This is a genomic window from Paenibacillus sp. 7541 (genome assembly GCF_002276395.1).
In the GTDB taxonomy this organism is placed as follows: Bacteria; Bacillota; Bacilli; order Paenibacillales; family Paenibacillaceae; genus Paenibacillus_AQ; species Paenibacillus_AQ campinasensis.
The window spans coordinates 124,725-150,634 of sequence record NZ_NQLZ01000011.1 but is presented as its reverse complement, the minus strand read 5'-3'; the positions used below and the strand labels follow the sequence as shown (position 1 = coordinate 150,634).

General features: G+C 53.3%; 19 protein-coding genes and 1 pseudogene. 8 read left to right on the top strand and 12 right to left on the bottom strand.

All coding sequences use genetic code 11. From position 1 onward, the window contains the following. Positions 1-75 precede the first annotated feature (75 nt). On the bottom strand, positions 76-1,338 hold the full coding sequence (locus tag CHH75_RS06695; RefSeq protein WP_095397806.1) for an ABC transporter substrate-binding protein: 1,263 nt from the start codon (positions 1,336-1,338) through the stop codon (positions 76-78). A gap of 122 nt (positions 1,339-1,460) precedes the next feature. Then, complete coding sequence (locus CHH75_RS06690; RefSeq protein ID WP_095397805.1) at positions 1,461-3,455, bottom strand: glycoside hydrolase family 43 protein; 1,995 nt, start codon at positions 3,453-3,455, stop codon at positions 1,461-1,463. Positions 3,456-3,808: 353 nt separating this feature from the next. Between CHH75_RS06690 and CHH75_RS06685 the strand changes: the two are divergent. Both CHH75_RS06685 and CHH75_RS25220 read left to right on the top strand, forming a co-directional pair. After that, positions 3,809-5,143, top strand: a pseudogene (locus tag CHH75_RS06685) (family 43 glycosylhydrolase); the annotation flags it as partial. Next, on the top strand, positions 5,117-5,584 hold the full coding sequence (locus tag CHH75_RS25220; RefSeq protein ID WP_255222988.1) for an RICIN domain-containing protein: 468 nt from the start codon (positions 5,117-5,119) through the stop codon (positions 5,582-5,584). The pseudogene CHH75_RS06685 and the gene CHH75_RS25220, both read left to right, overlap by 27 nt. A gap of 77 nt (positions 5,585-5,661) precedes the next feature. On the opposite strand, the gene bcbE is transcribed toward CHH75_RS25220, so the two are convergent. The 5 genes from bcbE to CHH75_RS06660 all read right to left on the bottom strand — a co-directional run bounded on the left by bcbE (position 5,662) and on the right by CHH75_RS06660 (position 13,334). Then, positions 5,662-6,954 (bottom strand): bacillibactin exporter BcbE, encoded by a 1,293-nt coding sequence (gene bcbE, locus CHH75_RS06680; RefSeq protein ID WP_095397804.1) that lies wholly within the window; start codon positions 6,952-6,954, stop codon positions 5,662-5,664. Between the two features lie 107 nt (positions 6,955-7,061). After that, complete coding sequence (locus tag CHH75_RS06675) at positions 7,062-8,765, bottom strand: methyl-accepting chemotaxis protein (protein ID WP_095397803.1); 1,704 nt, start codon at positions 8,763-8,765, stop codon at positions 7,062-7,064. 211 nt (positions 8,766-8,976) lie between these two features. Then, positions 8,977-11,304, bottom strand: a complete 2,328-nt coding sequence (helD, locus tag CHH75_RS06670; protein WP_095397802.1) for an RNA polymerase recycling motor HelD — start codon at positions 11,302-11,304, stop codon at positions 8,977-8,979. Between the two features lie 255 nt (positions 11,305-11,559). Then, entirely contained in the window at positions 11,560-12,615 is a 1,056-nt protein-coding gene (locus CHH75_RS06665; RefSeq protein ID WP_095265832.1) for an FUSC family protein, read from the bottom strand. 77 nt (positions 12,616-12,692) lie between these two features. Beyond that, positions 12,693-13,334 carry a phosphatase PAP2 family protein gene (locus CHH75_RS06660; RefSeq protein WP_095265833.1) on the bottom strand — a complete coding sequence of 214 codons (642 nt, stop codon included), beginning with the start codon at positions 13,332-13,334 and terminating at the stop codon, positions 12,693-12,695. 274 nt (positions 13,335-13,608) lie between these two features. Here CHH75_RS06660 and CHH75_RS06655 point away from each other — a divergent pair, with 274 nt between their 5' ends. Beyond that, complete coding sequence (locus CHH75_RS06655; RefSeq protein WP_095397801.1) at positions 13,609-14,382, top strand: metallophosphoesterase family protein; 774 nt, start codon at positions 13,609-13,611, stop codon at positions 14,380-14,382. A 112-nt stretch (positions 14,383-14,494) separates the two neighbouring features. Here the strand turns inward: CHH75_RS06655 and CHH75_RS06650 are convergent, their stop codons facing one another. After that, entirely contained in the window at positions 14,495-14,689 is a 195-nt protein-coding gene (locus CHH75_RS06650; protein WP_095265835.1) for a hypothetical protein, read from the bottom strand. A gap of 259 nt (positions 14,690-14,948) precedes the next feature. Here CHH75_RS06650 and CHH75_RS06645 point away from each other — a divergent pair, with 259 nt between their 5' ends. From CHH75_RS06645 to CHH75_RS06635, 3 genes are all read left to right on the top strand, one after another. After that, a complete protein-coding gene (locus CHH75_RS06645; protein ID WP_095397800.1) occupies positions 14,949-16,130 on the top strand; it encodes a peptidylprolyl isomerase in 1,182 nt (393 codons plus the stop codon). A 165-nt stretch (positions 16,131-16,295) separates the two neighbouring features. Then, positions 16,296-16,643 carry a hypothetical protein gene (locus CHH75_RS06640; RefSeq protein ID WP_095265837.1) on the top strand — a complete coding sequence of 116 codons (348 nt, stop codon included), beginning with the start codon at positions 16,296-16,298 and terminating at the stop codon, positions 16,641-16,643. A gap of 164 nt (positions 16,644-16,807) precedes the next feature. Beyond that, positions 16,808-17,629 carry a YwaF family protein gene (locus CHH75_RS06635; RefSeq protein WP_095397799.1) on the top strand — a complete coding sequence of 274 codons (822 nt, stop codon included), beginning with the start codon at positions 16,808-16,810 and terminating at the stop codon, positions 17,627-17,629. A gap of 107 nt (positions 17,630-17,736) precedes the next feature. Here the strand turns inward: CHH75_RS06635 and CHH75_RS06630 are convergent, their stop codons facing one another. From CHH75_RS06630 to CHH75_RS06615, 4 genes are all read right to left on the bottom strand, one after another. Then, entirely contained in the window at positions 17,737-18,735 is a 999-nt protein-coding gene (locus tag CHH75_RS06630; protein ID WP_095397798.1) for an aldose 1-epimerase, read from the bottom strand. A 98-nt stretch (positions 18,736-18,833) separates the two neighbouring features. Continuing rightward, positions 18,834-20,534 (bottom strand): glycerol-3-phosphate dehydrogenase/oxidase, encoded by a 1,701-nt coding sequence (locus CHH75_RS06625; RefSeq protein WP_095397797.1) that lies wholly within the window; start codon positions 20,532-20,534, stop codon positions 18,834-18,836. A 120-nt stretch (positions 20,535-20,654) separates the two neighbouring features. After that, entirely contained in the window at positions 20,655-22,145 is a 1,491-nt protein-coding gene (gene glpK / locus CHH75_RS06620; protein WP_095397796.1) for a glycerol kinase GlpK, read from the bottom strand. A 93-nt stretch (positions 22,146-22,238) separates the two neighbouring features. Further along, entirely contained in the window at positions 22,239-23,444 is a 1,206-nt protein-coding gene (locus CHH75_RS06615; protein ID WP_255222987.1) for an ROK family transcriptional regulator, read from the bottom strand. Positions 23,445-23,783: 339 nt separating this feature from the next. Here CHH75_RS06615 and CHH75_RS06610 point away from each other — a divergent pair, with 339 nt between their 5' ends. Together CHH75_RS06610 and CHH75_RS06605 are read left to right on the top strand one after the other, a co-directional pair. After that, positions 23,784-24,806, top strand: coding sequence for a Gfo/Idh/MocA family protein (locus tag CHH75_RS06610; RefSeq protein ID WP_095397794.1), 1,023 nt, complete (start codon positions 23,784-23,786; stop codon positions 24,804-24,806). 16 nt (positions 24,807-24,822) lie between these two features. Next, complete coding sequence (locus CHH75_RS06605; protein WP_095265844.1) at positions 24,823-25,812, top strand: Gfo/Idh/MocA family protein; 990 nt, start codon at positions 24,823-24,825, stop codon at positions 25,810-25,812. The last annotated feature ends 98 nt before the right edge of the window (positions 25,813-25,910 follow it).

The window sequence follows — 25,910 nt, the reverse complement described above, 5'->3', positions numbered from 1 at the left end:
TTTTCATGAACTTTCGGCATCGCTGAAAAAGGGAAGGACGGAGCGGCTCCGTCCCTGTCCCATATGACACCCAGCTTATTTGATCGCCTGTCTCGATTTGGCAACCGCATCGTCCATCGCCTGCTGGGCAGGTTTCTTGCCAAGAAGCGCATTGTTCAGCTCGCCCCAGATCGGCTCGGAAATCGTTGGCCAGTTCAGCACATCCGGTGCAAACTGTACATAGGAGAAGCTTTCGGCAATCGCGCTTTGCGGCAGCGCCTTAAACTCTTCGCTTTCCAGCATCGGCTTGGCTGCCAGCGCCTGGCCTGACTCCGCCCAATCCAGGGAATTGGAAGCGACGTATTTCAGGAAATCGCCAATGCCTGCCAGCACATTCTCGTCTGTCACATCACGCGGAACCGCAAAGTTATGCGACCCTCCATATACAGCCTGCTTCGCTTTGCCGATTTGCGGAACCGGCGCTACACCATAGTTCAGACCCGCTTCGTCGAACTGGGATTTCATCCAAGGCCCGTTAAATTGAATCGCATTTTTGCCTTGCAGGAACAAGGTGTTCTCTCCATCCTGCTGCACGTTGGCCGGCGATACGCCCATATCGATCAGGCTGCGCAGCCACTCAACCATTTCAACCGCTTCCGGCGAGTTGTATGCCACATCGCTGCCGTTCCACAGCTCTCCACCGTTCTGCCACACGAGGGTCGGGAAAATGAACTGCTGCGGCCACAGCGTCGGCACAACATAACCGTATACGCCCGCGCCTTGATCCGTCAGTTGTTGAGTTGCATTCTCAAACTCCTCGCGCGTGGTCGGCGGCGAAGCAATGCCCGCCTTCTCAAACAGATCCTTGTTGTAATACATGACCAGCGGATGGATATCCAGCGGAATGCCGTACCATTTGCCTTCAATCGTGGCATAGTCAATGGCCGCTTCCACATAGTCCGATTTGCTTAGGCCCGCATTCGCAGCGATTTCATCAATCGCCTGCAGCTGGCCTTTATTCTGATAGGTCGGAATTTGATCAAGATGCATAATTACCAAATCCGGACGATCCTTGGCTGCACTCAGCGCGACGTCAAGCTGCTTGTAATACTCCCCGTTCGGCTGGATGACAAACTTGACGCTGTATTGGTCCTGTGATGCGTTGTACCGATCCACAATCTGCTTCATGAACGGGCCGTCTGCGCCAGAGAACGGAGACCAGAACAGCAGCTCCGTTTTTCCGCTCTTGCCGCCTTCCCCGGAGCTTTGTCCCCCGGAACCGCTCTGACCGCCACAGCCTGCCATCACGAGCGCGACCATGATCACAAGCGTAAGCAAGGATGACCATTTTTTTCTCATTTGGATTACCCCCTCAGGATGTTCGATTTAATAATGGAAGCGGATTCTCTTCCTCGCTTCTCATCTTAAGCGCCGGACATGGGCAAAGATATGTCATCTCTTTCGATGAAATGGACATTTTTTTAGAAGCCTAATGCCGTCCATTCCACCGCTTCCAATCGCATATCAAGCCTGGCTTCAACCAGGACCGCGCAGATATCCTCTGTCCATGGCTCGCTTGCGATCAGCTCACGCCCATACCAGATGCGCAGCTGTCCGCCCTGCCGCTGCAGGTGAACGGTGCCTGTGTGCTCTCCTGCTGCCGCAGGCAGATCCAGGCGCAGCTGCTTCCCCGCGGATGCTATTGCTGTGAGCTGTAGCGGCGAATCGCCCCATCTGCCCTTCACATCAAAGCGAAGCTTGCTATCCATCGCATCAAACGGATGAAGCAGCTCGATCGCCGCTGCCTCCTTATCGCGCAAGCGCCCTTGGAGCGCTCCGCCCTCCATTCTCCACGCCCCTTGCCGCACATTGACAAACGGAAGGAAGCGGCTCGCCGTTTGTTCTGACAGCGCCAAATGTCCTGTCAATGCCACCCCGGCAAACGCGGCAGCAGTATAATGGGTAGTCAAGCCGAACCGTGGTTTGTCTGCCGCTTCAAGGGGCTGCAAATGAGTCTCTAGCATTGTCATTCCATCAAGCTTGATCGATATATGATCGCCCGTGACCGCCAGCAGGAGCTGGTGATACACGTCAAACCGAAACCGATCCGGCACTTTCACCGTCATTGGGTCCAGCTGCACTCCGGCAACTGTCTCATATATGCCAATCGTCCGTTTGCCAACGTCCAGCAGCACCTCCGCCACATGCTGCTCGCTTAAATATCGGGCGGTAACGCCGTATAGTCCTCCCATATGATGGGGCTGCCAGCGAAGATTCACCTCAAACAGCGCTGCCTTGTAGCTGTGCTCCAGCAGCAGCCGGGCCGATCCGACCGTGCTCTGCTGCTCCAGCTGCCGGTTTCGGACATGCCATGTGCCGTTCACATTGTGCCAGCTGCTGCCCGGCTGGTTCCCGTTGCTACCGTCAAACAGATCGCGAAAGCCCGGGAACGCCGGTGCATCAATTTCCTCGCTGCTCGGACCGGGAACCCACATATTGTCGCCAAGCCAGAGCAAAGGATCAATTCGCATCTGACGGCGTTCCGCCCCGGAGTCAGCACCTTTCCCCTGCTCGTCCTTCGCATCCAGACGATCTCGTCCATGGTAAACGACCCAGTCATCCACATTGTTCGGCGCTTTGACCACACTGTTATGCCCTACCCCTTCCACCTGCGCGCTCTGACGCAGCAGCGGCTGGTATGTCTGCTCGTCCGGAAATTTCGTCCACGTCAGATCAGCGATGGATACGCCATCCTGATGACGCGCGGTGCTATAGCCAATGTAGTAGTGCGGCTTGGTAAAGGCATTGCCGCTGTACATGCAATAGTGAATGCCGCGCCGCTGCAAATAGAACGCGCCTTCGATCGTGTGCCAGTTGCGTCCATCGCCGAAACGGTTGCGCTCGTAAATCTCTTCGTCCAGCGTCGGCTTGACGATCAGCTTCGGCTTGCCTTCCGGGGTGAGCGGGTCCAGCATTCGGTCGGCCAGAATGACCGTGCCCGGTCGCTCGCCGTCAATGCCAAGCGTCTCATTCGTCGAATAGAGCAGGACAAGTCCCCCATCCGCATCCCGCACCACATGCGCATCTATTGAAAAGGTATCAAACAATTGACGCTGAAACTGGAACGGCCCTTGCGTGCGTTCCGATACCGCGACCTGCAAATATTCATAATGCACGTCCTCCTCCCCGATCTTCCGGGAGGACACATATAAGTAGAACAAACCGTTATCGTAAAAAACCGCCGGCGCCCAGTAATCGGACTGCCCTTCCCGCTGATAGCCGTATCCAAGATGGGTCCAATCCACCATATCGCTGGAGTGAAGCACGCTGACACCGCCGCCGGATGTCGCATACGCATAATATTCACCGTTGAATTTCAGCACGTACGGGTCCGGATTGACACCGGGGTTCAAAGCGCTGTGCTGCTCCGCTGTGGAACGGACTGAAATATGTACCGGGTTTGCAAATGTTCTCATTTCTATAACCTCCAAGTCTCCCGCTGCATGATCGGCCGGACCACGAGGTATCCGCCCTCGTATCTTCCGTCCGCTACAAGTATAGCGAGCGGCGCAGAGAGTCGGACAGCGCGCATCTTTGGAGATTATGGACGTATTTTTAGATCATCGGCGGCATTTATAGGCTAATGTCCAGTACTTACAAAAAAACGGCCTGTTGTCACAGGAAAAAACATGGTTTGCTGGAAGTAAATGCGCACATGCATTATGCGCATCATTATGAAGGAAGGGGTTGAATGAGGATGACGATGGGATACCGCGCTTGGAGGAAGCTGGTGAGCCGGGCGCTGGCCGCACTGCTGATCCTTGGCCTGATGCTTCCGGCGGGAGCAGCCGAGGCGGCAACACATCAAAACCAGTTTTACAACGTGATTATGCAGGATGGGGCCGACCCTTGGGTCTACCGTCACACGGACGGCTACTATTATTTTACGAAGACGACGGGGAACAACGTTACCATTTGGAAAAGCGCCACTTTGAGCGGCTTGGACGCCGCCCCATCGCGAGCCATCGAGACCGGCTGCTGCAACGTATGGGCGCCAGAAATCCACTATATTAATGGAGCCTGGTATATCTATTACGCCAAAGACGACGGTGACAATGTCAACCACCGGATGTACGTTATGGAGAATACGTCGCCGGATCCGATGCAGGGGAACTGGGTACACAAGGGCCAGATTACCGATCCGACCAATAAGTGGGCCATTGATGGTACCGTGCTGCAGGTCGGAGGTCAGCTCTATTTCATCTGGTCTGGCTGGGAAGGCGACGTGAATGTGCGGCAGAACCTGTACATCGCCGCCATGAGCAATCCGTGGACGATCAGTTCCAACCGGGTTGAGATTGCCCGGCCAACCTACAGCTGGGAAACGAATCACTCCCCTCATGTCAATGAAGGGCCTCAGGTGATTGTCCGAAACGGTGTGATCAGTCTTGTCTATTCCGCCAGCGGCAGCTGGACCAATGATTATTGTCTGGGCCTGATCACGGCCAGCACGAACAGCAATCTGTTGTCTGCGTCTTCCTGGACCAAACGCAGTCAGCCGATCTTCTCATCGGGAAATGGCATGTATGGCCCAGGACATCAATCCTTCACCGTATCGCCGGATGGCAAGGAGGACTGGATGATCTATCATGTCGCCAAGCATCACAATGCGGGCTGGAATCGGGAAATTCGCGCTCAGAAATTCACCTGGAATGCTGACAACACGCCGAATTTAGGCGTGCCGGTCCCGCCCAATACGCCGATACCGGTTCCATCGGGCGAGTCTCAGCGCGTTCGCTATGAAGCGGAGGAAGGCACATTCGGAGGTGCAGCCTATGCCTCCCCAGGTCCGGGCAGCTCCGGAGGCATGAAGGCCGGACATATCGATACCGCGGACAGTTTTGTCGAGTTTTCGGTATACGCAGCAGCGGCTGGTGATTACATCTTGTCCGCTCGCACGGCAAACGGAACGTCTGGCGGAGGCTGGTCCAATTTGAACATTACCATCAACGGCCGAACATCGCCGTTTCATGTCACGAACAAAGGATGGGATAACTGGGGATTGTCCACGATCCGCACCCATCTGAACGCAAGCTGGAATACAGTCCGCTTCACCAAAGGGAACGGCTATGCGGAAATCGACTTTTTTGATCTGACACCGGCGGAGCCTGCAGCATGGACCGGCTCCATCTACAAACTCATCAATCCAAACAGCGGCAAAGGGCTGGATGTCGCGGGAGGCGAGCGGGGCAACGGCACCAATGTGCAGATATGGGAGGATAATAACACCTCCGCCCAAGAATGGCGCGTGACCAGCCTTGGCGATGGCGCGTATACCCTGATCAATCCGAACAGCGGCCGGGCGCTGGATGTTGCCGGAACAGGCACGGCCGACGGCACCAATGTTCATATTTGGGATGACTTTGGCGGAAATCCGGCCCAGCGCTGGGCAATCATCCGCAGCAACAACGGCTACAAGCTCATCAACCCGAACAGCGGCAAGGCGCTTGACGTCGCCGGAGGCGGGACAGCAAACGGCACCAATGTGCAGATTTGGAGCGATTATGGCAATGCTGCGCAAACGTGGCAGCTGTACAGAAAATAACAATTCGTCATAGCATAAAAACAAGGGGATCACCCGTCACTGCAACATGACAGCGTGATCCCTATCTTATGTCGAAGTCAACGCAAAGCCGAGAGCCGCTTGTGGGTCAGTTCCTTTTTGCCCATGCCGCCCGGCTTTTTAAAATCCATCCGATACGTGCCTTCACCCGAGCCCCCCTTGGACTCCGGCTTAACCGCAAACAGACTCAACAGGCCGCCCAGCAGAGATACGCCCGCCAGCGTGCCGAACAACGCCCAGCGGTTGCCTCCCATCAGAAGGGACACGGCCGGCGGGCCGAGCGACACCCCGATGAAACGCATGCTGCTGTATAGCGACGTAATCGTGCCACGCTGCTCCTTCTCGATGCCTTCGGTAAGCAGCGTATCCATGCAGGGCAGCACCATCCCGATCCCGATGCTTCCGAAACTCATCAGGCCTAATACATATATGATTTGGCTCGTGAAGCCGACAGCGATCAATGAAACGGTTAACAAACTCATTCCGGCAAATCCGGTCCACTTCATGGCCGCCTTGTTTTTGCCCGTAAATTTGCCTGCAAGATACGAGGCAAGACATAAAAAAGCGAGGGGGATCGCAAGCACCAGACCTTTAATGACGCCGTGAAGATGATGCTTGCTTTCAAGCGTCTCTGACAAATAAAAAAGCAGACCAAACACGCCAAACATCGCGATGCCCCCGATCGCAAAAATGGCGTAAACCCATCTTCCCTTCTCCCGGAGCACTTTTTTTGTCGTTCTCAGAAATTCCCCAATCGACTGCTCGTTCTTCTCATTCTTAAGCACCTTGACCAGAAAGATCACAAGCACCAACGAAATGAGACTGATAATCGGAATAGCCACAAAAGGAAGAAACCAGATAAAACTCCCAAGCAGCGCGCCGAGAATCGGGCTTAGCACCTTCCCGAAGGTGTTGGAGGTCTCAATAATGCCGAGGCTCTTGGCCACTTTTTCCTCGTTGTCGAACATGTCGCCGACAAGCGGGATGACGATCGGGAAAGCGCCTGCCGCACCAATCCCTTGTAGAAACCTGCCCGCAAGGATGACCGTATAGGCTGTCCCGCCTTCCATCATCCATGCCGCAGCAGCTGACACCGCCCCGCCAGCCGCTGTAATAATCAAACTGGGAATGATGATCTTCTTGCGGCCAAACCGATCGGACAAGTAACCTGCGATCGGAATCAGCAGGATGGCAACGACAGCATAAACGGTGATGATCATGCTGACTCGAAAGGAGCCGATCCCAAGTGCCCTGGAGATTTGCGGCAAAACAGGTATAAGCATTGAATTGCCCAGGGTCATAATGAGAGGTATGGAAGCAAGGGCAACCAAGTCCCATTTCTTTTTTTCCATGAGAAGACCACCTTTATGTTTTCTGCATCCATATTGTAGGTTAAATGGCCTTTAATATGCATGCGTAAAGGTGGTCGTTTTTTCCCATATTAACGTTATGAGCCGAACTATACTTTAAAACCGGACATCAGCTGGCGAAGTCTGCCCGACATTTCGTTCAGTTCTTCTACCGACATCGAGATCTCCTCCATGGAGGCAAGCTGTTCTTCGGTTGCTGCGCTGACGCTTTGCGTGCCGCCTGCTGTCGTTTCCGTGACTTCCTGAATTCTGCGGATGGCTTGAACGAGTTCTTCCACGCCGTAATTCATTTCATCCGTTGCAGCCGTCACCCCGTAAATTTGTTCATTGAGCTGCACGATGGATTGCTCGATATCTTTGAACGCCCGCTCTGCTCCCTGGGCGACGCTCATGCCCTCGGTAACTTTGTGGGTTCCGTTCTCCATGACATTCGCAAGCTCATAAATGTCCTGCTGCAGCTCCTGCACAAATTGCTTGATTTCGATTGAGGAGTTGGAAGCCTGCTCAGCCAGCTTGCGAACTTCGGAAGCAACAACCGCAAAGCCCCGTCCGTGCTCGCCGGCACGCGCCGCCTCAATCGAGGCGTTCATGGCAAGCAGAGACGTCTGTTCGGCAATTTCAATGATGATTTGACCGATGGAGCTGATGTTGGTTGCCTTCTCACCGAGGGAGCGCACCGACTGCGCGGATTCATCCACACTGCTGCGAATGTCGTCCATCTGGTTCAAGGTTTGCAGGATAGCCTGCTCGCCGTCGGAAGCCAGCTGATTGGTCCTCGAAGCCAGGCTGGATACATCCTTGGCTGTTTCGGCGATATGCTTCATGCCTTCCGACATATCCGTCGCCGTTGTCGTTGTTTGCTCAGTATCAGCAAGCTGGTTCTCTACACCGGCCGCCAGCTCTTCCATAATGCCGGCTGTTTGCTGGGAAGCCTGCCGGATTTCGACCGTGCTCGATTTCAGTTGTGCCGCGGATTCGCCGACTTTTTCTGCCGTTTGCTGAACCTGCATGACAATATTTCTGAACCCTTCTACCAATTTATTATACGCATCCGCAATATCTCTAATCTCGTCCTTGGTTGTAATGTTCAATCTCGTTACCAAGTCGCCTCCGCCTTCAGCAATCTTCAGCAATTGGTCCTTCATTGTATTCAGCGGCCGAATGGAACGAATCAGCAGGTAAGCCTGAACAATATAGTAGCCAACGGCAATCACCCCGAATAACAGCATCGCGCTTCGATTCCATGAGCTGCTGCTCATTGTTTGATTAATCCGCTGATTAAGTTCCTGATTCTTCTCTTCCGTAAAGTTCGCGATCAGGCTTGCAAATGCAGAGCGAATGCTTTGCTCCTGTTTATACGATTCCTCGTAAACCCGGAACGGAACCGCTTTGTAGAAGCCGGTGTCGTAACCAAGCTTATTCAATACGGTCATGACAGCCTGCTCATATTCTTCGAAACCGGACTCGATTTCGGACAGCATCTCCAAATCAGACTCTTCGCTCATAAGCTCTCTTGTGCTTGTCAGAAGACTGTTAATCTCACTTCGCTTGACGTTCAAATCTTCTGTATAAGCAAAATCCCCGGTCAACAAAAACCCGCGTTCATTATTAGCAATTCCTTCCAGATTCTTCTCAATCTGAGTCAGGTTATAAATAATCTGCTCGTCTACATCGATAATCTCATTAAAATTCTGTTCGGTTGAATAGGATGATACAAATGCGATGAAGACAATAACAGCCGTTGCAAGCGTTAATAAAGAAGACGAAATGACCATTTTTGTTCTTATTTTCATTCCAAAGCACCGACCTTCTCTTATTTGAAATAAAACCCCCTAGTATTTTTTCGGACGTTTGAATAGGAAAGTGAATAGATCGCTTTTGTGCGGAATCGCTTACATTTATATTTTTTTGTCCATTGGTCAAAATTTTTTCGTCAGCGGCGATTTCCCCATCAAAAAAGGCTGCAGAGATGACTCTCTTGGCAGCCTTTTTATGCAATTCATATTATGGATTCGGCAGGAACCGGCTCTTCTCTCCGATATGATAAACATGCAGCACATGCATGGCCCGCGTACATGCGGTGTAAAACAGCTTTCGCTCGCTTTCCCGGCGATACACATCGGCAGAGCCGTTATAGATAATAACAGCATCAAACTCCACACCCTTGGCCAAATAAGCGGGAACGACAAGCGTCCCTTTCTCGAAAGAAGGCGTCGTTTTGGTGACGAGACGAGTCTGAAGCGTTGCCGACAGACGCTCATGGACCTGCCGGCTTTCTTCGGCCGTTTTGCAAATGACAGCCACATAATTGTAGCCCTGCTCATGCAGCTCGCGGAGATCGCGAATCACCGCCTCATCCAGCGACTTCTCGTCCGCCTGCTGGATGACCCGGGGCGCTTCGCCTGGCCGGTTAAATGGAACGATCCGTTCTCCGCCCGGTATCATTTGACGAGTAAACTCTACAATTTCATAGGTTGAGCGGTAGCTCCGCGTAAGCGATATGACCTCCGTATCCTCTGCCCCATACAGGCCAACGAGGTTCTCCAGGCTTCCAAGCGCCTCGCCATGGGCGTAGATCGCCTGATTCAGATCGCCAAGAACCGTCATTTTAGCCCTTGGGAACAACCGTTTCAGAAACTCAAGCTGAAATGCGGAGTAATCCTGCACCTCATCCACAATGACATGACGGATGGCGGTGTTGGTTCTGAAGCCTTGAAGCAGCTCCTTCAAATACAGAAACGGCGTTGCGTCCTCATACAGCAATCTTTTATCCCGCAAAGCCTGCAAGGTCAGGCTGCAAATCTCCTCCCAATGCGCTGGGATGCTGTCCGCATCTATGGCTGCCTGCCGAAACAGCGCCTGATCGGTGAACAGTCTCCGGTACATGCCGGTAACATTGACATACCGCAGCCGCTTGATCCAGCGGCGAACCGGTTTCAGCCGATCGCTGACGACCATCCGTGCAAGCACGTCTTTCTCGACATCATGATCGTTAAAGGTCGTGTCTTTTTTGTTCTGTTTCCGGCGCATCGTTTGGAACGCCCGTTGATAGTCCTCGATATCCAGCAGCTGCATCTGTTCTTCAACCCACGGCTCCTTTTTCTCTGCCTGGGCGAAATCCGCAAGCCGCTTCAGCAGCCATTCACGCATCAAGTCAATGCGACCGGCCAGCTTCACAGCACGATCATAGCTGTAGAAATGGGCCGCCATCTCATCAGCGCTGACCACCACCTTGCCCTGGAACACAATCGGCTTGAACATCATGCCTTCCTTCTCCAGCATCTCTTTGTAGCGTCTGATCGTATCCAGGAAGGCGACCGAAGATTTGTAAGTAATGCTCTCGATGCGCGCCCGGTATTCCGGAGTATCCTCGCTGTTCAGCAGTGATTCGGTCTGTGTGAACACATCCTCCAGTTCAAACTCCTTGCCGAGACGGTGCTCCAGATAGGCCTGGAATGTCGTCTGCTGCATGTTGTCTTCCCCAAGCTCCGGCAGAACGGAAGATACATAGCTGTTAAACAGCGGATTCGGGGAAAACAGCAGCATCTGGTCGGCCCGCAGCGAGCCGCGGTATTTGTAGAGCAGGTAGGCCACGCGCTGCAGCGCGGCGGAGGTCTTGCCGCTGCCTGCCGCCCCCTGTACGATCAGCATACGGGTCTTGTCATTGCGGATCACCGCGTTCTGTTCCTTCTGAATCGTGGCCACAATGCTCTTCATCCGATCATCCGCACTATGGCTGAGCACCTGCTGCAGCAGTTCGTCTCCAATGGTGACCCCGGTGTCGAACATCACCTGGATCTTGCCGTCATGAATGATGAACTGGCGCTTCAGCTCCATCTCCCCGCTGACTTCACCTGAAGGAGTTTCGTACTTGGCAGGACCGGGAGCCCCGTCATAGTACAGGCTGGATATGGGCGCACGCCAGTCATACACAAGGAAGCTCTCCATATCCTCATCCAAGAATGAACCGGTCCCCAAATAAATGGACTCTGTCTCAGACGATCCATGTTCTTTGAAATCAATTCTCCCGAAATAGGGGGACTCCGCCAATTTTCTATATTTTTTGAGCAGCTTGCTGGATTGCAAATGCGCCCGTTCCCGGTCAGATAACACCTGCGACTGCTGCCTGAGGTTCGTGGAGGTTTCCCCCAGATCATCCGGGTTGCTGAAGTTCACCGTAACCTCATCCCAGAAATCCTTCCGCATATCGATAACATCGCCGCGTATTTGGCCCACATCGGCCTCCAGCTGCGCGATTTTATGTTTGATTTTACCTGTGACTTCGGTAACCCGCTGCTGTTCGTCTTTCCAATCTTGCTCACTGATCGCCATTTTTCCATCCCCCCATTTTACTGGTTGACAGCTCTGAACATCTCTGTTATAATAAAATTGATGTATTCTGTCTATTATATTTCTTTTGTTGAGAAACCAGTTTCCATTGTATCAGCCTATATTATATTTATCAATAGAGTATCCAGCACCCCGGTATATAACCGGATTTTTTTATTTATACATCGTAACTAGCAAATCAGCAGCCGGCCCGAATACTTGGGCCAGCTGCTGTTCTTATATGATCTTGAGCGCACCCTACCTTCCTAGCCAGGACAGATACGCATCATCTCCATCCTTCTCGCCCAGACGGTTGATTTGTTCCGCAACCCGGTTCAGACGATCGAGTTGATATCCGTAATCATACATAGCCGCTGCGACGACGGACAGGCGCAGTCCTCCGGATTCCGAGCCATGGACTTTCATGACCCGCTCCATAAACTCCTCGTTGCACGCGGACATACTATCCGCTTCATGCTCATTGGGCTTCAGCTTTCCTTCGAATTTCCACAAAATATGTTCATGGTATTTCATCAGCCGCTCCAGGTTCTGATCAAACTCGGCATCCACCTCTTCGGTGCGTTCTGCCTGGAAGTAGTGATTCTCCACGGCATCGAGCACCTCGTACCCTTTGCGCAGCGACTGCAGCAGCTGCTTGTAGACAACCAGCTGTCTGGCCTGGCTATATTTGGCCCGTTTCAGCTTCTTCTGCTCTTCCTCGAACAAATTATATTTGTCAGACAGCGATTTAATCGCGGCTTCAAGCGCCTTCTTTTCGGCACGATAGACGGAATCTTTCATCTCATGCGAAATGGCTGTGCGCAGAAGCAGCGACATTTTCTCAAAAACGCTGTGAATCCGCTCGAAATATTGCTCTTTAGGTTTGGGCGGGAACACAAGGATATTGATAAGAAAAGCAGATATGATACCGATAATCGTTAGTATGAAGCGGTTGAGCGCAAAATCCCACTGACCCGAAGCCTCCATTACGGAGATGACCGTCACCAGCGTCAGGCCGATCGTCTCTCCCATGTTCAGCTTCATACATATCATGATGACGACGATGCAGATCAGGCCGACAGCAATCGGCTGATTGGACAGAAAGTATCCGCCCAGCATCGCGAGAACGGCCCCCAGCGTGCTTGTCTGCAATTGATCTAGGAAGTATCTCCATGACCGATAAATGGATGGCTGCATGGCGAATATGGCCGCAATCGCCGCCACAACAGGCGACTCGAACTCAAACAGCATCGTCAAATATAGCGCCAGCGTAACCGCCAGGCCGGTTTTGAACATCCTTGCACCAAATGCCACGAAAGAAGCCTCCCTTCCTGCATTCTATTACCCGCCGCTGCATTACGTTATGCAACAGGCGCTGTGATCATGAGGCACTATGAAGTTCGCCCGAACCTTCGCTCATAAAAAGCTACACACAAGGTTAGCCAAAAGGCAGCGGCGAAATACCCTCCAACAATGTCGCTCGGATAGTGAACCCCCAAATAGATTCGGCTCAGCCCAATCGCGGCCATCATCACAATCGCCGCAGCAAGCAGAATCAATTTCCCCGCGCGGCCCGGCATATATCTCCACAGCAAGTAAGCAAGAACACCGTAAAAGGAAACGGAAGACATCGCATGCCCGCTCGGATAGCTGTAGCCGGCCGCTTCCGCCAAACGGTATATCTCCGGCCGCTCCCGTTGAAACTGCCATTTAAGCAGGGAATTCAATATCGGAGAACCGGCCACTACCGCAAGCATAAGCAGCAATTCCGTCCGAAACCGGAGCCGAATATAGAACATGAAGGCCAGGATCAGACAGATGATAAACATCGGAATCACCGATCCGATATAAGATAAAACCTGTGCTGCCTGCGTGATCCGGGGGTGCTCGCCTGCTTGCACGGCATCGATAAGCGGCGGATCCAGCCAATCTGTGCGATGCTGCGCGACAAGCAGGGACATTATGATAAATCCGGCAAGGCTAACCGCTCCTAATATCCAACGAATCCGCGGCCATCGCTCTGTATGTATCATTCTTATATCATTCAGACTCCTTCCAGCAGCATTATCAGCATCATCTCCAACCGAAGATAGATATATTATCACATTTTGGCGGGAAGTCCCAAGTATATTCTGCTCAAATGAAGCGGGATTAGTCTGTTAAAGACGAGTTCTCGCCTTCCGATAAGTTATTTTACCGTGTTTTTTCTTCAAAAAAAGCAGGGTTATCGGACTTAAATAGGGAACACATTACGTCGGGAATAGATCGCGTCAATCTGTCCATATTACACAGAAGGGAGGTACTTGGATGAGGACCATTGTCATCAGCGATATCCACGGGTGTTATGATGAATTTAACACCATGCTGGAGAAGGTCCGTTATCGCCCGGCTGAGGATCAACTGCTGCTGCTTGGCGATTATGTGGACCGGGGCATGAAAAGCAAGGATGTGGTCGAGCAGGTCATCAAGCTGCATGAGCAGGCCGGGGCCGTCGTGCTGAAGGGCAATCATGATGATATGATGCTTAAGGCGCTGCTTGAAGAAAATGCGCGGTATCAGTATCACTGGCTGAGCAACGGCGGCAGCCAAACCTTGCTCAGCTATTGCAGCGAAGTCATTACAGGCAACATTATGGAGCCCGAAGTCTTTCAGGCGGCCAAAACATACATATTAGAGCATTACCGGCATCATCTCGATTTTCTCCAGTCCCTGCCCCTCTATCATGAGGGAGAGAAGCACATCTTTGTCCACGCTGGAACCAATCCGGCCTATCCGGACTGGAAGGAGCAACCCGGCGACGATTTCATGTGGATACGGGATGCGTTCTACAACCATCCGACTGGACTTGGCAAAACCGTTGTGTTCGGGCATACGCCGACGTTCCATTTGCATCACACCGGCGAAGTCTGGTTCAGCCCGCACGGGGACAAGATCGGCATCGACGGCGCCTGCGCTTATGGCCACCGTCTTCTCTGCCTGGAAATTGGGAACGATGATGAATATAAAACATACGCCGTACCGAATGCTGCAAATGAATGGCCGGAAGATTCCCCGCTGGAAATGGAATCGACCGAACCTTAGGGCTTAAGCGCCCATCGGGTTCGGCCGATGCGATGTTACCCAGACATATGTATCATGGAATCCTGTCAGATTCGCGCATGCCAGGTTATGGATGAGGCTCTGCCCGGACTGATCAATCAACCAGCGCCCAGATCGTTATGAAGCCGATCAGCGCAATCAGATAAATGACAACCAGCTTTACGATGTTGTTCTTGGTCTTCCGCTCATATTCCGGATTCGACTTTCTGTTTTCCTGGGACAGTCCGACAAGCATCGTAGCGATGCCGCCGATTAACGCCAAGGTAATGACCATTATGTACAAAAGCAATGCGCAATCCTCCTTATGAACAGGGACATGCCGGACAGCAGCACAGCGTTCTCCAGCAGCTCAATTACGTTTATTTCCATTATATGAGATGATTAGCGTCAAGTCCATGTCACTTTATTAACAATCATATCCGCATGTGCAGAAGCTTTGCTCCGCGGCAATTTTTATTTTTTATTAAGGTAAAAAGCGCGGCAATCTGGTACAGTTAAAAAGTGGAACAAGCCATAAATACATGCCTTTGAAGGGAGTCAACATTTACATGAAAGATCAAGATCTGCAATCAACGAATCCGGGTCCGCCGGAGGATGAGCAAGGAAAAACCAATGAGAATGAACGCGAGCTTCAACCTGAGCAGGCTGCTCCTTCTGATGATCATACAGAAATGACGGCATCAGAAGATCCGCATGCACCGGAGGAAGAGTCCGCGCTGGAAATACAACCTGAGGAGTACAACGCCAACGAAGACACAACCCAAGACGAGCAGTCATCGGACCCGGTCGGTGTCATGGTTGCCGACCAGCCAGCTGGCCAGACTGAGCAGGCTGCCAGCGGCGGGGGCGGCGGCAACAAGGGCTGGATGATCACTTCACTTGTGCTTGCTGCAGCGCTTATTGTCGTCCTGATCGTGCCGCCATTCGGTAAGAGCTCCAATAACGATGCGGTTGCGCGGGTCAACAATGTCGATATTACGAAAGACAGCCTGTATGAAGAGATGGTGAAGGCTGGCGGGCCGCAAACGCTGGACGGCCTGATTACAATGGAAGTGATCCGCCAGGCGATGGAGGAGCAATCCCTCACCGTGACGGAAGAAGATCTCAACAAAGAAATTGATGCCTTGAAGGCATCGTTCCCTTCCGAGGAAGATTTCAATACGGCGCTTGGACAAGCGGGCATGACCATCGATGATTTGAAGGAGCAGGCCACAACCCAGATTCAGCTGAAAAAGCTGCTTGGCGACAAGGTTCAGCCGACCGAGGAAGAAATTGAACAAACCTACGAGCAGAACAAGGACCGATACGCCACGCCGGAACAAGTCCGAGCTTCCCACATCCTGGTAGAGACGAAGGAAGAAGCTGAGGAAATCGAGAAGCAGCTGAAGGAAGGCGCCGATTTTGCCGAGATCGCTGCCGAGAAGAATGAGGACGCCACCAAGGATCGAGGCGGTGACCTGAACTTCTTTGGACGCGGAGAGATGGACCCGGCATTTGAAGAGGCTGCCTTCAAACTGGCGGTCGGCGAAATCAGCGGTCCGGTACAAAGCTCTTTCGGCTACCATATCATTAAAGTAACCGACAAGAAGGAAGCAACCAATCCGACGTTCGAGGAGAAGAAAGAAGAAATCCGCGAGGAGCTCATTAACCAGAAGGTTTACGAGCAGGCGAACGGCTTTGTCCAGGAACTGAAAAACCAAGCTACGATTACAAACACACTGGAGGACTAAACAGCTCCGAACCTGTGTTTAGCATTGATTTTGTTGCCCTGTGCTTGATGCGCAGGGCAATTTATTTTAAGTTTACACAAAAATCCCTTTTCAACTCATTCCGGTTCATGTTAAAATGAAAGCGTTACCAATTAGTTGGACTTTGAAATAAGGGGGAAGCACAGAATGATGAAACACGCATCGCAAAGCCGAAACGTGTACGAGGACTTCGTTGTGGAGACGGACATTCTGTTCTTTAAAACCGGTTCACATGGTTTGGTCAGCTTTCACGGCAGAAACTACAATATTACAAAGAGAATGACTGCCGAACAACTTCGCGGCCTGCTCTCAGATAAAACCTTTTACCCTGTATACTCCAATTGCTATGTGAATGTGCGGAAGATCACCGCTTTGGAGCAAGGCGTTGCCTACTTTGGCGAGATGGCCCCATCGGCCAAGCGGCTTCGCATTCCTCGCTGGAAGCAGGAGGCGATCAAACGTCTGATGGGTTCGGTTGAGCAGTTCGCCACTTAACATGACATCAACTTATCGCTCCAAGACAAAAGAAAAGCAAACGCCCCGTTTAGCTCTCGTTAAGCGGGGCGTTTTGTCATTGGTCATTGATCATAGATGATTGGTTATTAGTGATTGGGTCATTATGATTGAAAGCACCAGCTCATATTCAAAAATGCCCGTTCATGGTAAGATCATCGGTAACAGAGTCAACCCGCACGAAAGGAGCGATCCCCATCGAATCGCTATTTGATCCGGACTACCCGCAGCGGTTTGCCGCCTTTGCGGCTGACCATTGGAGCGCGATTGCTGCACTATGCCTATCGGCCCTTCTGCTATACTGGTTTCGCAACAGGCTGGCCGGCAGCGACCGTGCTCAAAGCATCGTCAAATGGACACTGCTGACCGCCTTGCTGCTTCCTGAAGCGGCGCTTCATATCTGGTATGGCGTCAAGGGCGTCTGGAATCCTGCTACTTCCCTGCCGCTGGAGTTGTGCAGCCTGACCCTGTTTTTGTCCGCGGCATTGCTGATCACAGGCGCTGATAAATTATATCCGCTTGTGTATTTTGCCGGTATCGGCGGGGCCATGCAGGCGATATTGACACCGAGCCTGGATTACCCGTTTCCGCATTTTCGCTTCTTTCACTTCTTCATTATCCACAGTGCGATCATCCTCACCGCGCTCTATATGACATGGGTGCGGAAAAACAGACCAACCTGGCGCTCCATCGGCTGGACGATGCTGTTCCTGAACGGTGCTGCGCTGGCAGTAGGACTGATCAACATGGCGCTCGGCTCCAATTATATGTTTCTTATGCGCAAGCCCGAGACGTCCTCGCTGCTGGACCTGCTGGGCCCGCATCCGTATTACATTCTCGCGGAGGAACTGATTGCACTGATGCTATTTGTGGTCATGTACGCGCTCTTCTTCGCGCTTCCTTCCCGAGTGGCCCGCTATCGGAAGCGCGCAGCTCCGAAGGCCGGCTCCTCCTCTTCCATCGATTAACGAATCAAAAAAACGCATCCGGCATCGGCAGGAGTGCCTGCAGACGGGATGCGTTTTTGGGTGGAACGGCTGCGGCCCATTTCCTTAGCAGAAATCAGCAGAAGGAATCAGCCGTTGTTTCTAACATACAATCGAGAGGTTTCCTCCCAGATCTCTCCCGGCTCCAGACCGAACAATCCGATTTCGTCCGCCGGAAGCTTCACATTCGGCGCATTGACCAGGTTGATTTGCGGCTCTGGACAGAAGAACTTCCCGGCAGCGCCGTTGTTCCAGATCATCCATTGCTTGTAGGAAGCTCCTACATCATATACGAGCGTCTTGCCGATATTGGAATCGGTCAGCTCCATCCGGTTTCGGCCGTTCTGGGGAACTGCGGTATAGTGGTTATCCATCGACGTGAAGAACGGGCTGACCCCTTCTCCCTGCAGCTGCTTCTCTTCCGCAGTCAGCGGCTGATATTTGCCCGTCGGCAGCATCCGTCCATCCAGTTCCCAGCGCTCGCCGATCGTAAGTTTAACCTTGCAATCCGCCTCGGTGCTGCCCGGAGCAAACGGCGCATTGACCGCCGTATGGAACGCCAACAGACAAGGCATCGACTCACGGCCTTCATTGCGAATGAAGACGTGCTGGGACAATCCGTCCTCGCTCAAAGCGTAACGCAGACGGAAGGTGAACGTGTGCGGAAGCATGCGGTATACCGGATGATTCTCGTCAATCTTCACGGATACGGTTACATAGCTCTCGGAAGCGGTGCTGCCGAACTCTTCCACACGCCATGGAATCGTATGCAAGAAACCGTGCAGGTGGTTGCCTGTGGACTCCTCGTTGACCGGGAATTGATATGTTTTTCCGTTCCAAGGAAATTTGCCGTCCTCATAACGGTTTGGCGGAAACAGCACCGGGATGCCGTGCACGCCAGGGTTGGCCTTGAACTGCTCCATCTCCGATTCGGCTGGCTCGCGCAGAAAACGGTAACCGCTTTCGGTATCGCGAAATGCAATCAGATTGCCGCCGATTTCCGGCAGCACCACGGCTTCATATGGTCCAAACTGAAGCCATACTGCCTTCTCACCCTGATAGGTTCCTTCATATGCTTTATGACTCACGCTAGATCTCTCCTCTCAACTAAGAACGCTAATAGATTACCATAGAAAGCACGGTCATTCTATCCTTTTTGGCACACTTCGAGACAGTGGACCGCAGTTTATAACTGCGGCCTTGTCTGCGGCTGTGTTGCACGCTCGATCTCCTGCTCCAGCTCGGACGCATGCTGCTCTTTCTCCTGATCACTCCAGTTCAGTACGGACGCCATGTAATCAATGACCGGCTCCTTCCATTTCTGGGTCCAGCTAATATCAAACAGCAGGGAACCGGTGCGCCGAATGAAAAAGTCGGTCGGCTTGCATGCCATTTCGTGCCGGATCGCATACACAAGCGGAACGAGCACAGCATCCGGAAGGGGGGTGGCTTTATGCGGCCCTTCGCCCATGCTCTGCTCCGCGAGCTCTTGGGCGAGCTCGTACAGAACAGGCACGTTGGAGCCGTAAGTCTGTACCCACTGTTCAGCCAGCTTGCGGTCAATTCCTTGAGCTGCCGCGATCTCGGTCTGTTCCCGGACATAGTCCGCGAACCCGGCTGAACCGCCGACGTGGCCGCCCGATATCGGCATATGCCTGGTCTGGCATTCGCCAAAGGCCGGGCCTCCCGCCTCCCGGATTTTGGCAGCCACCAGATTCACGACCGTATCGGCCATCTTGCGGTATCCGGTCAGCTTACCGCCGGCAATCGTAATCATCCCGCTCGGGGACTCCCAGATTTCATCCTTGCGTGAAATTTCCGACGGGCTCTTTCCTTCTTCCAGAATGAGCGGACGGACCCCGGCCCATCCGGATTCCACATCGGCAGCCGTCAGCTTCACTTCAGGGAACATATAGTGAATGGCTCGTAGAATATAGTCCCGATCCTCCTCATGGATGTGCGGGCTGGCAGGATCATCCTTATACACCGTGTCGGTTGTGCCAACATAGGTCTTGCCGCTCCGCGGAATGGCAAACACCATCCGACCATCCGGCGTGTCGAAATAAATCGCTTGTTTCAGCGGGAACTTCGACTGGTCGATGACAAGATGCACGCCCTTCGTCAGTTGAAGCTGCTTCCCCTTTCGCGATTGATCCATCTCCCGAATCTGATCAACCCAAGGCCCGGCCGCATTGACGACCTTCAGAGCGCTGACGTCGCGCGTCTGGCCGCTGATCATATCACGGACGGTAATTCCGGCAATTCGCCCGTTCGCATCGTAGTTCAGCCGCTCGGCCTTGGCATAATTCAGCAGCACCGCGCCTCGGGCCGCTGCCTCCTTCAGCACTTCCAGCGTCAACCGGGCGTCATCGGTCCGGTATTCTACATAATACCCAGCCCCGAGCAGACCGTCCGCTTTAAGCAGCGGCTCCCTGAGCAGCGTCTGCACCGGGGACAGCATCACCCGGCGCTCGCTCCGCTTGACACCCGCCAGGAAATCATAAACCATCAGCCCGATCGAAGTGCTGAATTTGCCGAAGGTGCCCCCCTTGTGAATCGGCAGCAGCATCCATTCCGGTATCGTCACGTGAGGGCCGTTCTCATATACAACCGCACGCTCTTTGCCAACCTCGGCGACCATCCCGACTTCAAGCTGTTTCAGATAGCGAAGCCCCCCATGCACCAGCTTCGTAGAACGGCTGCTGGTGCCAGCGGCATAATCCTGCATCTCAACCAGCAGCACTTTCATTCCGCGCGTGATCGCATCCAGCGCTATCCCGGCCCCTGTAATCCCGCCGCCAATAACGATAAGATCATAAGGATGTGCTCCCAGCCCTTCAAATATCGACTGTCGCTCCAAGCTTGAGAATGACCGTACTTCGTTCATATAAGAACTCCTCCCCAATCCAATCTCCGAAATCGATCTTAGATGCTGCTCTCTGCATTTCCCCTGTATCTGTTTCCTCAATTCCCGGCAAAACCCTGGCGAACAGACATCATCAGCCGATCACTGGAACGCCATCGCTGCATGGACGGCCTTTTTCCACCCGCCATACAGCCGCTCCCTGACCTCATCCTCCATCGCCGGGTCAAAGCGCTGCTCCAGGCTCCACTTGCTGCATATTTCGTCCTGACTCTTCCAGAAGCCGACGGCCAGGCCTCCGAGGTAAGCAGCGCCCAGCGCTGTCGTCTCGATAATGACCGGGCGCTCCACCGGCACATTCAGAATATCGCTCTGAAATTCCATCAGAAATGAGTTCGATACCGCGCCGCCGTCGACCCGCAGCGTTTCAATCTTATAGCCGGTGTCCTCCTCCATGACAGCCAGCACATCCCGCGTCTGATACGCCAGAGACTCCAGCGTTGCGCGCACAAAATGCTCCTTCGTTGTCCCGCGGGTCAGCCCGAACACGGCCCCTCGGACCTCGCTGTTCCAATAAGGGCTGCCAAGGCCGACAAACGCCGGGACTACATACACGCCCTCTGTTGAGTCGACCCTGCGCGCATATTGCTCGCTGTCCTTGGATTCACGGAACATGCGCAAGCCATCACGCAGCCATTGAACGGCTGAGCCCGCTACAAAAACACTGCCTTCCAGCGCATACTCCACCTTGCCGTTAACGCCCCAGGCGATGGTAGTGATCAGTCCGTGCTCCGATTTCACCGGCCGCTCGCCGGTATGCATCAGCATGAAGCTGCCCGTGCCATAAGTGATCTTGACCATGCCTTCCTTGAAGCAGGTCTGGCCGAACAAAGCCGCCTGCTGATCGCCCGCCGCTCCGGCAATCGGAACCTCGCGTCCAAAGAAATGATACGCCGCCGTCAACGCGTAAATTTCCGACGAAGGCCGCACCTCCGGCAGCATGCAGGCTGGAATGTCCAGCAGCTCCAATAGCTCCTCATCCCATTTCAGCTCGTGAATGTTGTACAGCATCGTGCGGGAGGCATTCGAATAATCGGTCACATGCGCTTTGCCACCGGACAGCTTCCAGATAAGCCAGGTGTCGATCGTCCCGAACAACAGCTCTCCGCGCTCTGCCCTTGCACGAACGCCCTCCACATGATCCAGAATCCACTTGATCTTCGTTCCCGAAAAATAGGGATCAATAAGCAGTCCCGTCTTCTCTCTGATCAGACTGTCATAGCCCGCCGAAGCCAGCTGCTCACAAATATCGGCTGTTTGCCGGGATTGCCACACAATGGCATGGTAGACTGGCTCTCCCGTTTCCTTATCCCAGACCACCGTAGTTTCCCGCTGGTTCGTAATTCCGATGCCGGCGATCTGGTCGGTCTTCACACCGGCCTCAGACAAGCAGGTGGCGATCACCGCAAGGATCGACCCCCAAATTTCATTCGCATTCTGCTCAACCCAGCCCGGCTGTGGAAAATATTGCGGAAACTCCTTCTGGGCGGCATGCACCATTTTCCCGTCACGGTCAAACAAAATGGCTCTGGAACTTGTCGTTCCCTGATCGAGCGCCATCATGTACTGCTCCATGTTTCGTCTCCCCTTTGCGGATGCATTTACCCAAAGATTACGATGCGGTGGAAACGTTGTCAAATCGGTCACAAACCGATGTTCGCATTCAGATCAGGATTCCATCAGTGAAAACCCGAACAAATCCTGCAGCAATACCGCTGCCGCGCCGATCAGCTTATCGTCCTCCCCAAGCGAGGTCATCCCGAACACCAGATCCTCCCTCAGGATCGGCATCGCATGCTTGTTGATATATAGGCGCACCTTCTCAAGCAATGCCTCGTTGTCCCTGCCCATTTCGCCGCCAAGGACCAGCGCTTCCGGGTTAAACATATTGATCAAATTCACGATTGCCGCCCCCAGATGGTCCGCGACTTCTTCATTAATATCTAGCGCCAGCCGATCCCCCCTGCGCAGCGCCTCCTTATACACCTCAGGCACGATGCGGGTATAATCGCCTCCCGTCAATTCGTTAATCTGTGTCGTACGCCCGGAGGTCAGTGCGGTCAGGATCCGGGAATAGACTGCCATCCAGCTGATATAGCTGTCCAGACAGCCGACGTTGCCGCATTCGCACCGGACCCCGCCCCGGTTCACGCTGGTGTGGCCAAACTCCCCGGCACCGCCATGCTTGCCGTGCAGCAGCGTTTCGTTAATAAGAATGCCGGAACCGAGACCGTCACCGATAGAAATGTAGATCAGATTCGCATAAGCATACTTGCCAAATTGCCGCTCGGCCAGCACGACGGAGTTCATGTCATTCTCAAGCCACACCTTCATTCCATATCGCGACTCCAGCATACGCTTGAGTGGGACGCGGTTCATGCCGAGCTTTGTATTATAAAGCACAATCCCTTCATCACTTCGCACAATGCCTGGAACCGTAACGGAAATGCCAATGCATGTGCTCTGAACGCCGTCCTCGGTCAGAAAACGATCCAGGTGCTCAACCAAAAACTCGGCCACCGCCTCCCCCTTGACGCCGGATATCGGGTATTCCGCCTTCGCAAGCACCCTGGCTTCCAAATTCATGCGCGCCAGCAGCATCCTGGAATTGGTAATAGCAACAGCGATCAAATGGTGATGATCCGGGTTGAATCGAAGCAGAATGGGCTTCCTCCCCCCGCTGGATCTTCCCGGTCCTATCTCCGACACGTAGCCTTCCTTGATCAGTTCCTGTACGGCAGAAGCCACCGTGGAGGGACTGATCCCGTTCTGTTTGGCCAACGCAATGCGGGAGATGGGACCCTCTCTGCGAATATGGTTAAGCACCTTTGATCGGTTCAGCTCCTGAATGAGTCTATGATCGCCCTTTCTCATATTGGTCAAGCAAGTCCAACCTTTCTATTCCCTATGATACACAGCATATGTGTTCGGATATTAAAATCGATGTTAACAACACTATACCATGTTTTTCGACTTTTTCCATAACTCGAAACAAGAAGTTTAACAGAAACCTGTCTGTTAAGATCATATCGTTCAATCGAACCGTCCTCTCTATCGTTTCACTTGAAATATAGGCTCAAGAATTATATAATTTTCGCAAATGAGCGATATTGACTCGTTTTATCATGTTGTGATCATCGTTACTTTTTTCGAACATTGGAATAACTATGTGTCTAGGGGTCCCATTAGGCAGTCAAAAGGAGTGGTTCAACCATGTTACACGTACTGGTGATCGGTGCTGGCACAATGGGCAGTGTCCATGCCGAAGCTTACAAGAACATGCCCGGCGTTAAACTCGTTGGCATCGCTGATCTCCAAGCGGATAAAGCAGCGCTGCTCGCCGCACATTGCGAATGCAGAGCCTTCACGAGTTATGATCAGGCCCTTGGACAGCTTGGCAGCGAGCACATCGATGTCATTGACATCTGCTTGCCAACCCCGCTTCACAAGAGCTATGTCCTCCGAGCCGCCGATGATGGCAAGGATGTCATCTGTGAAAAGCCGCTCGCAGGCAGCCTGGCCGATGCCCGTCTGATGATCGACTACTGCAAGCAAAAAGGAGTGCGCCTTTTCGTCGGCCAGGTGCTGCGCTTCTTCCCGGAGTATCAAAACGCCAAGGCGCTTTTGGACAGAGGAGCGATCGGCAGTCCTGCTGTCATTCGCGCCGCGCGCGGCGGCAGCTATCCGGTCGGCTGGAACGACTGGTACAGCGATACGTCAGCCAGCGGGGGCGTCATTGTGGATGCGTTGATCCATGATTTTGATTATTTGCGCTGGTGCTTTGGCGAGGTGGAGCGCGTATTTGCCAAAAGTCTACACGGCCGTGTTCAAGCACAGCTCGATTACGCGCTGGTTACGCTCCGCTTCCAGAGCGGCGTTATCGCCCATATCGAAGGAACCTGGGCGCATGAAGGATTCTTCATGCAATTGGAAATGGCGGGAACGAGCGGAGTGATCGACTATGACAGCTCCAAGGATACACCGCTGATGATGCGGGATCGGGGGCAGAGACCCGGATCGCGCGCGGGGGTTCCTGTTCCGGAAAGTCCGCTTGAGCCTAGCCCGTATGCCCGGGAGCTTGCGCATTTTGTGTCGTGTATTCAGGACGGAAGCGAGCCGCTTGTTACAGCGGAGGATGCCTGGGAAGCCCTTCGTATCTCACTTGCCGCGCTGGAGTCGGCCCGCACCGGTCGTCCGGTTACGTTGAACGACGCCGCCCGGTCGACATCAGGTTAATAAGGAGGATATTGTAATGAAAATCGGAATCATCAGCTTCGCCCATATGCATGCTGCCGGCTATGCCTCCGCCCTGATGCAGATCGAGGGCGTCGAACTCGTCGGTATTGCCGATCCGGTTGCGGAGCGCGGCCAGAAGTACGCCGCACAGTTTGGAACATCGTATTTTCAAAGCTATGAAGATTTGTTAGCACAAGGCTTGGACGGTGTCGTCGTTACTTCTGAGAACGCTTATCATAAAGAGCATGTGCTTGCTGCCGCGAAAGCGGGTGTTCACGTGCTGTGCGAAAAGCCGCTCTCGACCAACGTCAAGGATGCTCAGGCGATGATTGAGGCTTGCCGCGCGCATGGCGTGCTGCTTCAGACCGCCTTTCCGGTTCGATTCAACTCATCGGTTCGGCGAGCTAAACAGCTGGTGGATGAAGGCAAGCTGGGACGCATCTTGGCCATGAAAGGCACGAACCGCGGGCGGAATCCGGGCGGATGGTTTGTCGAACCTTCCCTTTCCGGGGGCGGTGCCGTTATCGACCATACGGTGCATGTCGCGGACATTATGCGCTGGATGACCGGCGCCGAGGTGAAGGAAGTGTATGCCGAGGTCGATCATTTGATTGCCGAGACCCCGATTGACGATTGTGGCATGCTGAGTTTGGAGTTTGACAACGGCGTGTTCGCCACCCTAGATTGTAGCTGGTCCCGCAACAAAACGTATCCCGTCTGGGGCGATGTTACCCTGGAGATTATCGGGTCTGCCGGCACGTTGACGCTCAACGCGATCAATCAGAAGCTGAACGTGTACCGGGATGAGCAGGGTTACTCCCATCACTTCTGGGGCGATGATATGGATTTGGCGCTGGTGCGTGATTTTGTCTCTTCGATTGCATCCGGGGCGTCCGAAGCCTCTGTCACCGGAGAGGATGGCCTGCAAGCGCTGGCTGTTGCCGTCGCCGCCTATCGCTCGGATGAGCGCAAAGATACCGTTTCGATGACGGACGTGCTGGCCTAACTTTCACTCTGAATCGATCCAGCCCACAGCCGGATTCACCAGAGGGCAGTGTATAACCGTGCGTAACAGATGGTTTCAGCAGGGATTCAATCACCAAA

What these genes read in the sequence shown, in the direction of transcription:
- CHH75_RS06610 (WP_095397794.1), top strand. Translation starts at nt 23,784, where the DNA reads ATGTTACACGTACTGGTGATCGGTGCTGGCACAATGGGCAGTGTCCAT.
- glpK (WP_095397796.1), bottom strand. Translation starts at nt 22,145, where the DNA reads ATGGAGCAGTACATGATGGCGCTCGATCAGGGAACGACAAGTTCCAGA.
- CHH75_RS06660 (WP_095265833.1), bottom strand. Translation starts at nt 13,334, where the DNA reads ATGATACATACAGAGCGATGGCCGCGGATTCGTTGGATATTAGGAGCG.
- helD (WP_095397802.1), bottom strand. Translation starts at nt 11,304, where the DNA reads ATGGCGATCAGTGAGCAAGATTGGAAAGACGAACAGCAGCGGGTTACC.
- CHH75_RS06615 (WP_255222987.1), bottom strand. Translation starts at nt 23,444, where the DNA reads ATGAGAAAGGGCGATCATAGACTCATTCAGGAGCTGAACCGATCAAAG.
- CHH75_RS06690 (WP_095397805.1), bottom strand. Translation starts at nt 3,455, where the DNA reads ATGAGAACATTTGCAAACCCGGTACATATTTCAGTCCGTTCCACAGCG.
- bcbE (WP_095397804.1), bottom strand. Translation starts at nt 6,954, where the DNA reads ATGGAAAAAAAGAAATGGGACTTGGTTGCCCTTGCTTCCATACCTCTC.
- CHH75_RS06655 (WP_095397801.1), top strand. Translation starts at nt 13,609, where the DNA reads ATGAGGACCATTGTCATCAGCGATATCCACGGGTGTTATGATGAATTT.
- CHH75_RS06645 (WP_095397800.1), top strand. Translation starts at nt 14,949, where the DNA reads ATGAAAGATCAAGATCTGCAATCAACGAATCCGGGTCCGCCGGAGGAT.
- CHH75_RS06605 (WP_095265844.1), top strand. Translation starts at nt 24,823, where the DNA reads ATGAAAATCGGAATCATCAGCTTCGCCCATATGCATGCTGCCGGCTAT.
- CHH75_RS06695 (WP_095397806.1), bottom strand. Translation starts at nt 1,338, where the DNA reads ATGAGAAAAAAATGGTCATCCTTGCTTACGCTTGTGATCATGGTCGCG.
- CHH75_RS06640 (WP_095265837.1), top strand. Translation starts at nt 16,296, where the DNA reads ATGATGAAACACGCATCGCAAAGCCGAAACGTGTACGAGGACTTCGTT.
- CHH75_RS06625 (WP_095397797.1), bottom strand. Translation starts at nt 20,534, where the DNA reads ATGAACGAAGTACGGTCATTCTCAAGCTTGGAGCGACAGTCGATATTT.
- CHH75_RS06675 (WP_095397803.1), bottom strand. Translation starts at nt 8,765, where the DNA reads ATGAAAATAAGAACAAAAATGGTCATTTCGTCTTCTTTATTAACGCTT.
- CHH75_RS06635 (WP_095397799.1), top strand. Translation starts at nt 16,808, where the DNA reads ATGGTAAGATCATCGGTAACAGAGTCAACCCGCACGAAAGGAGCGATC.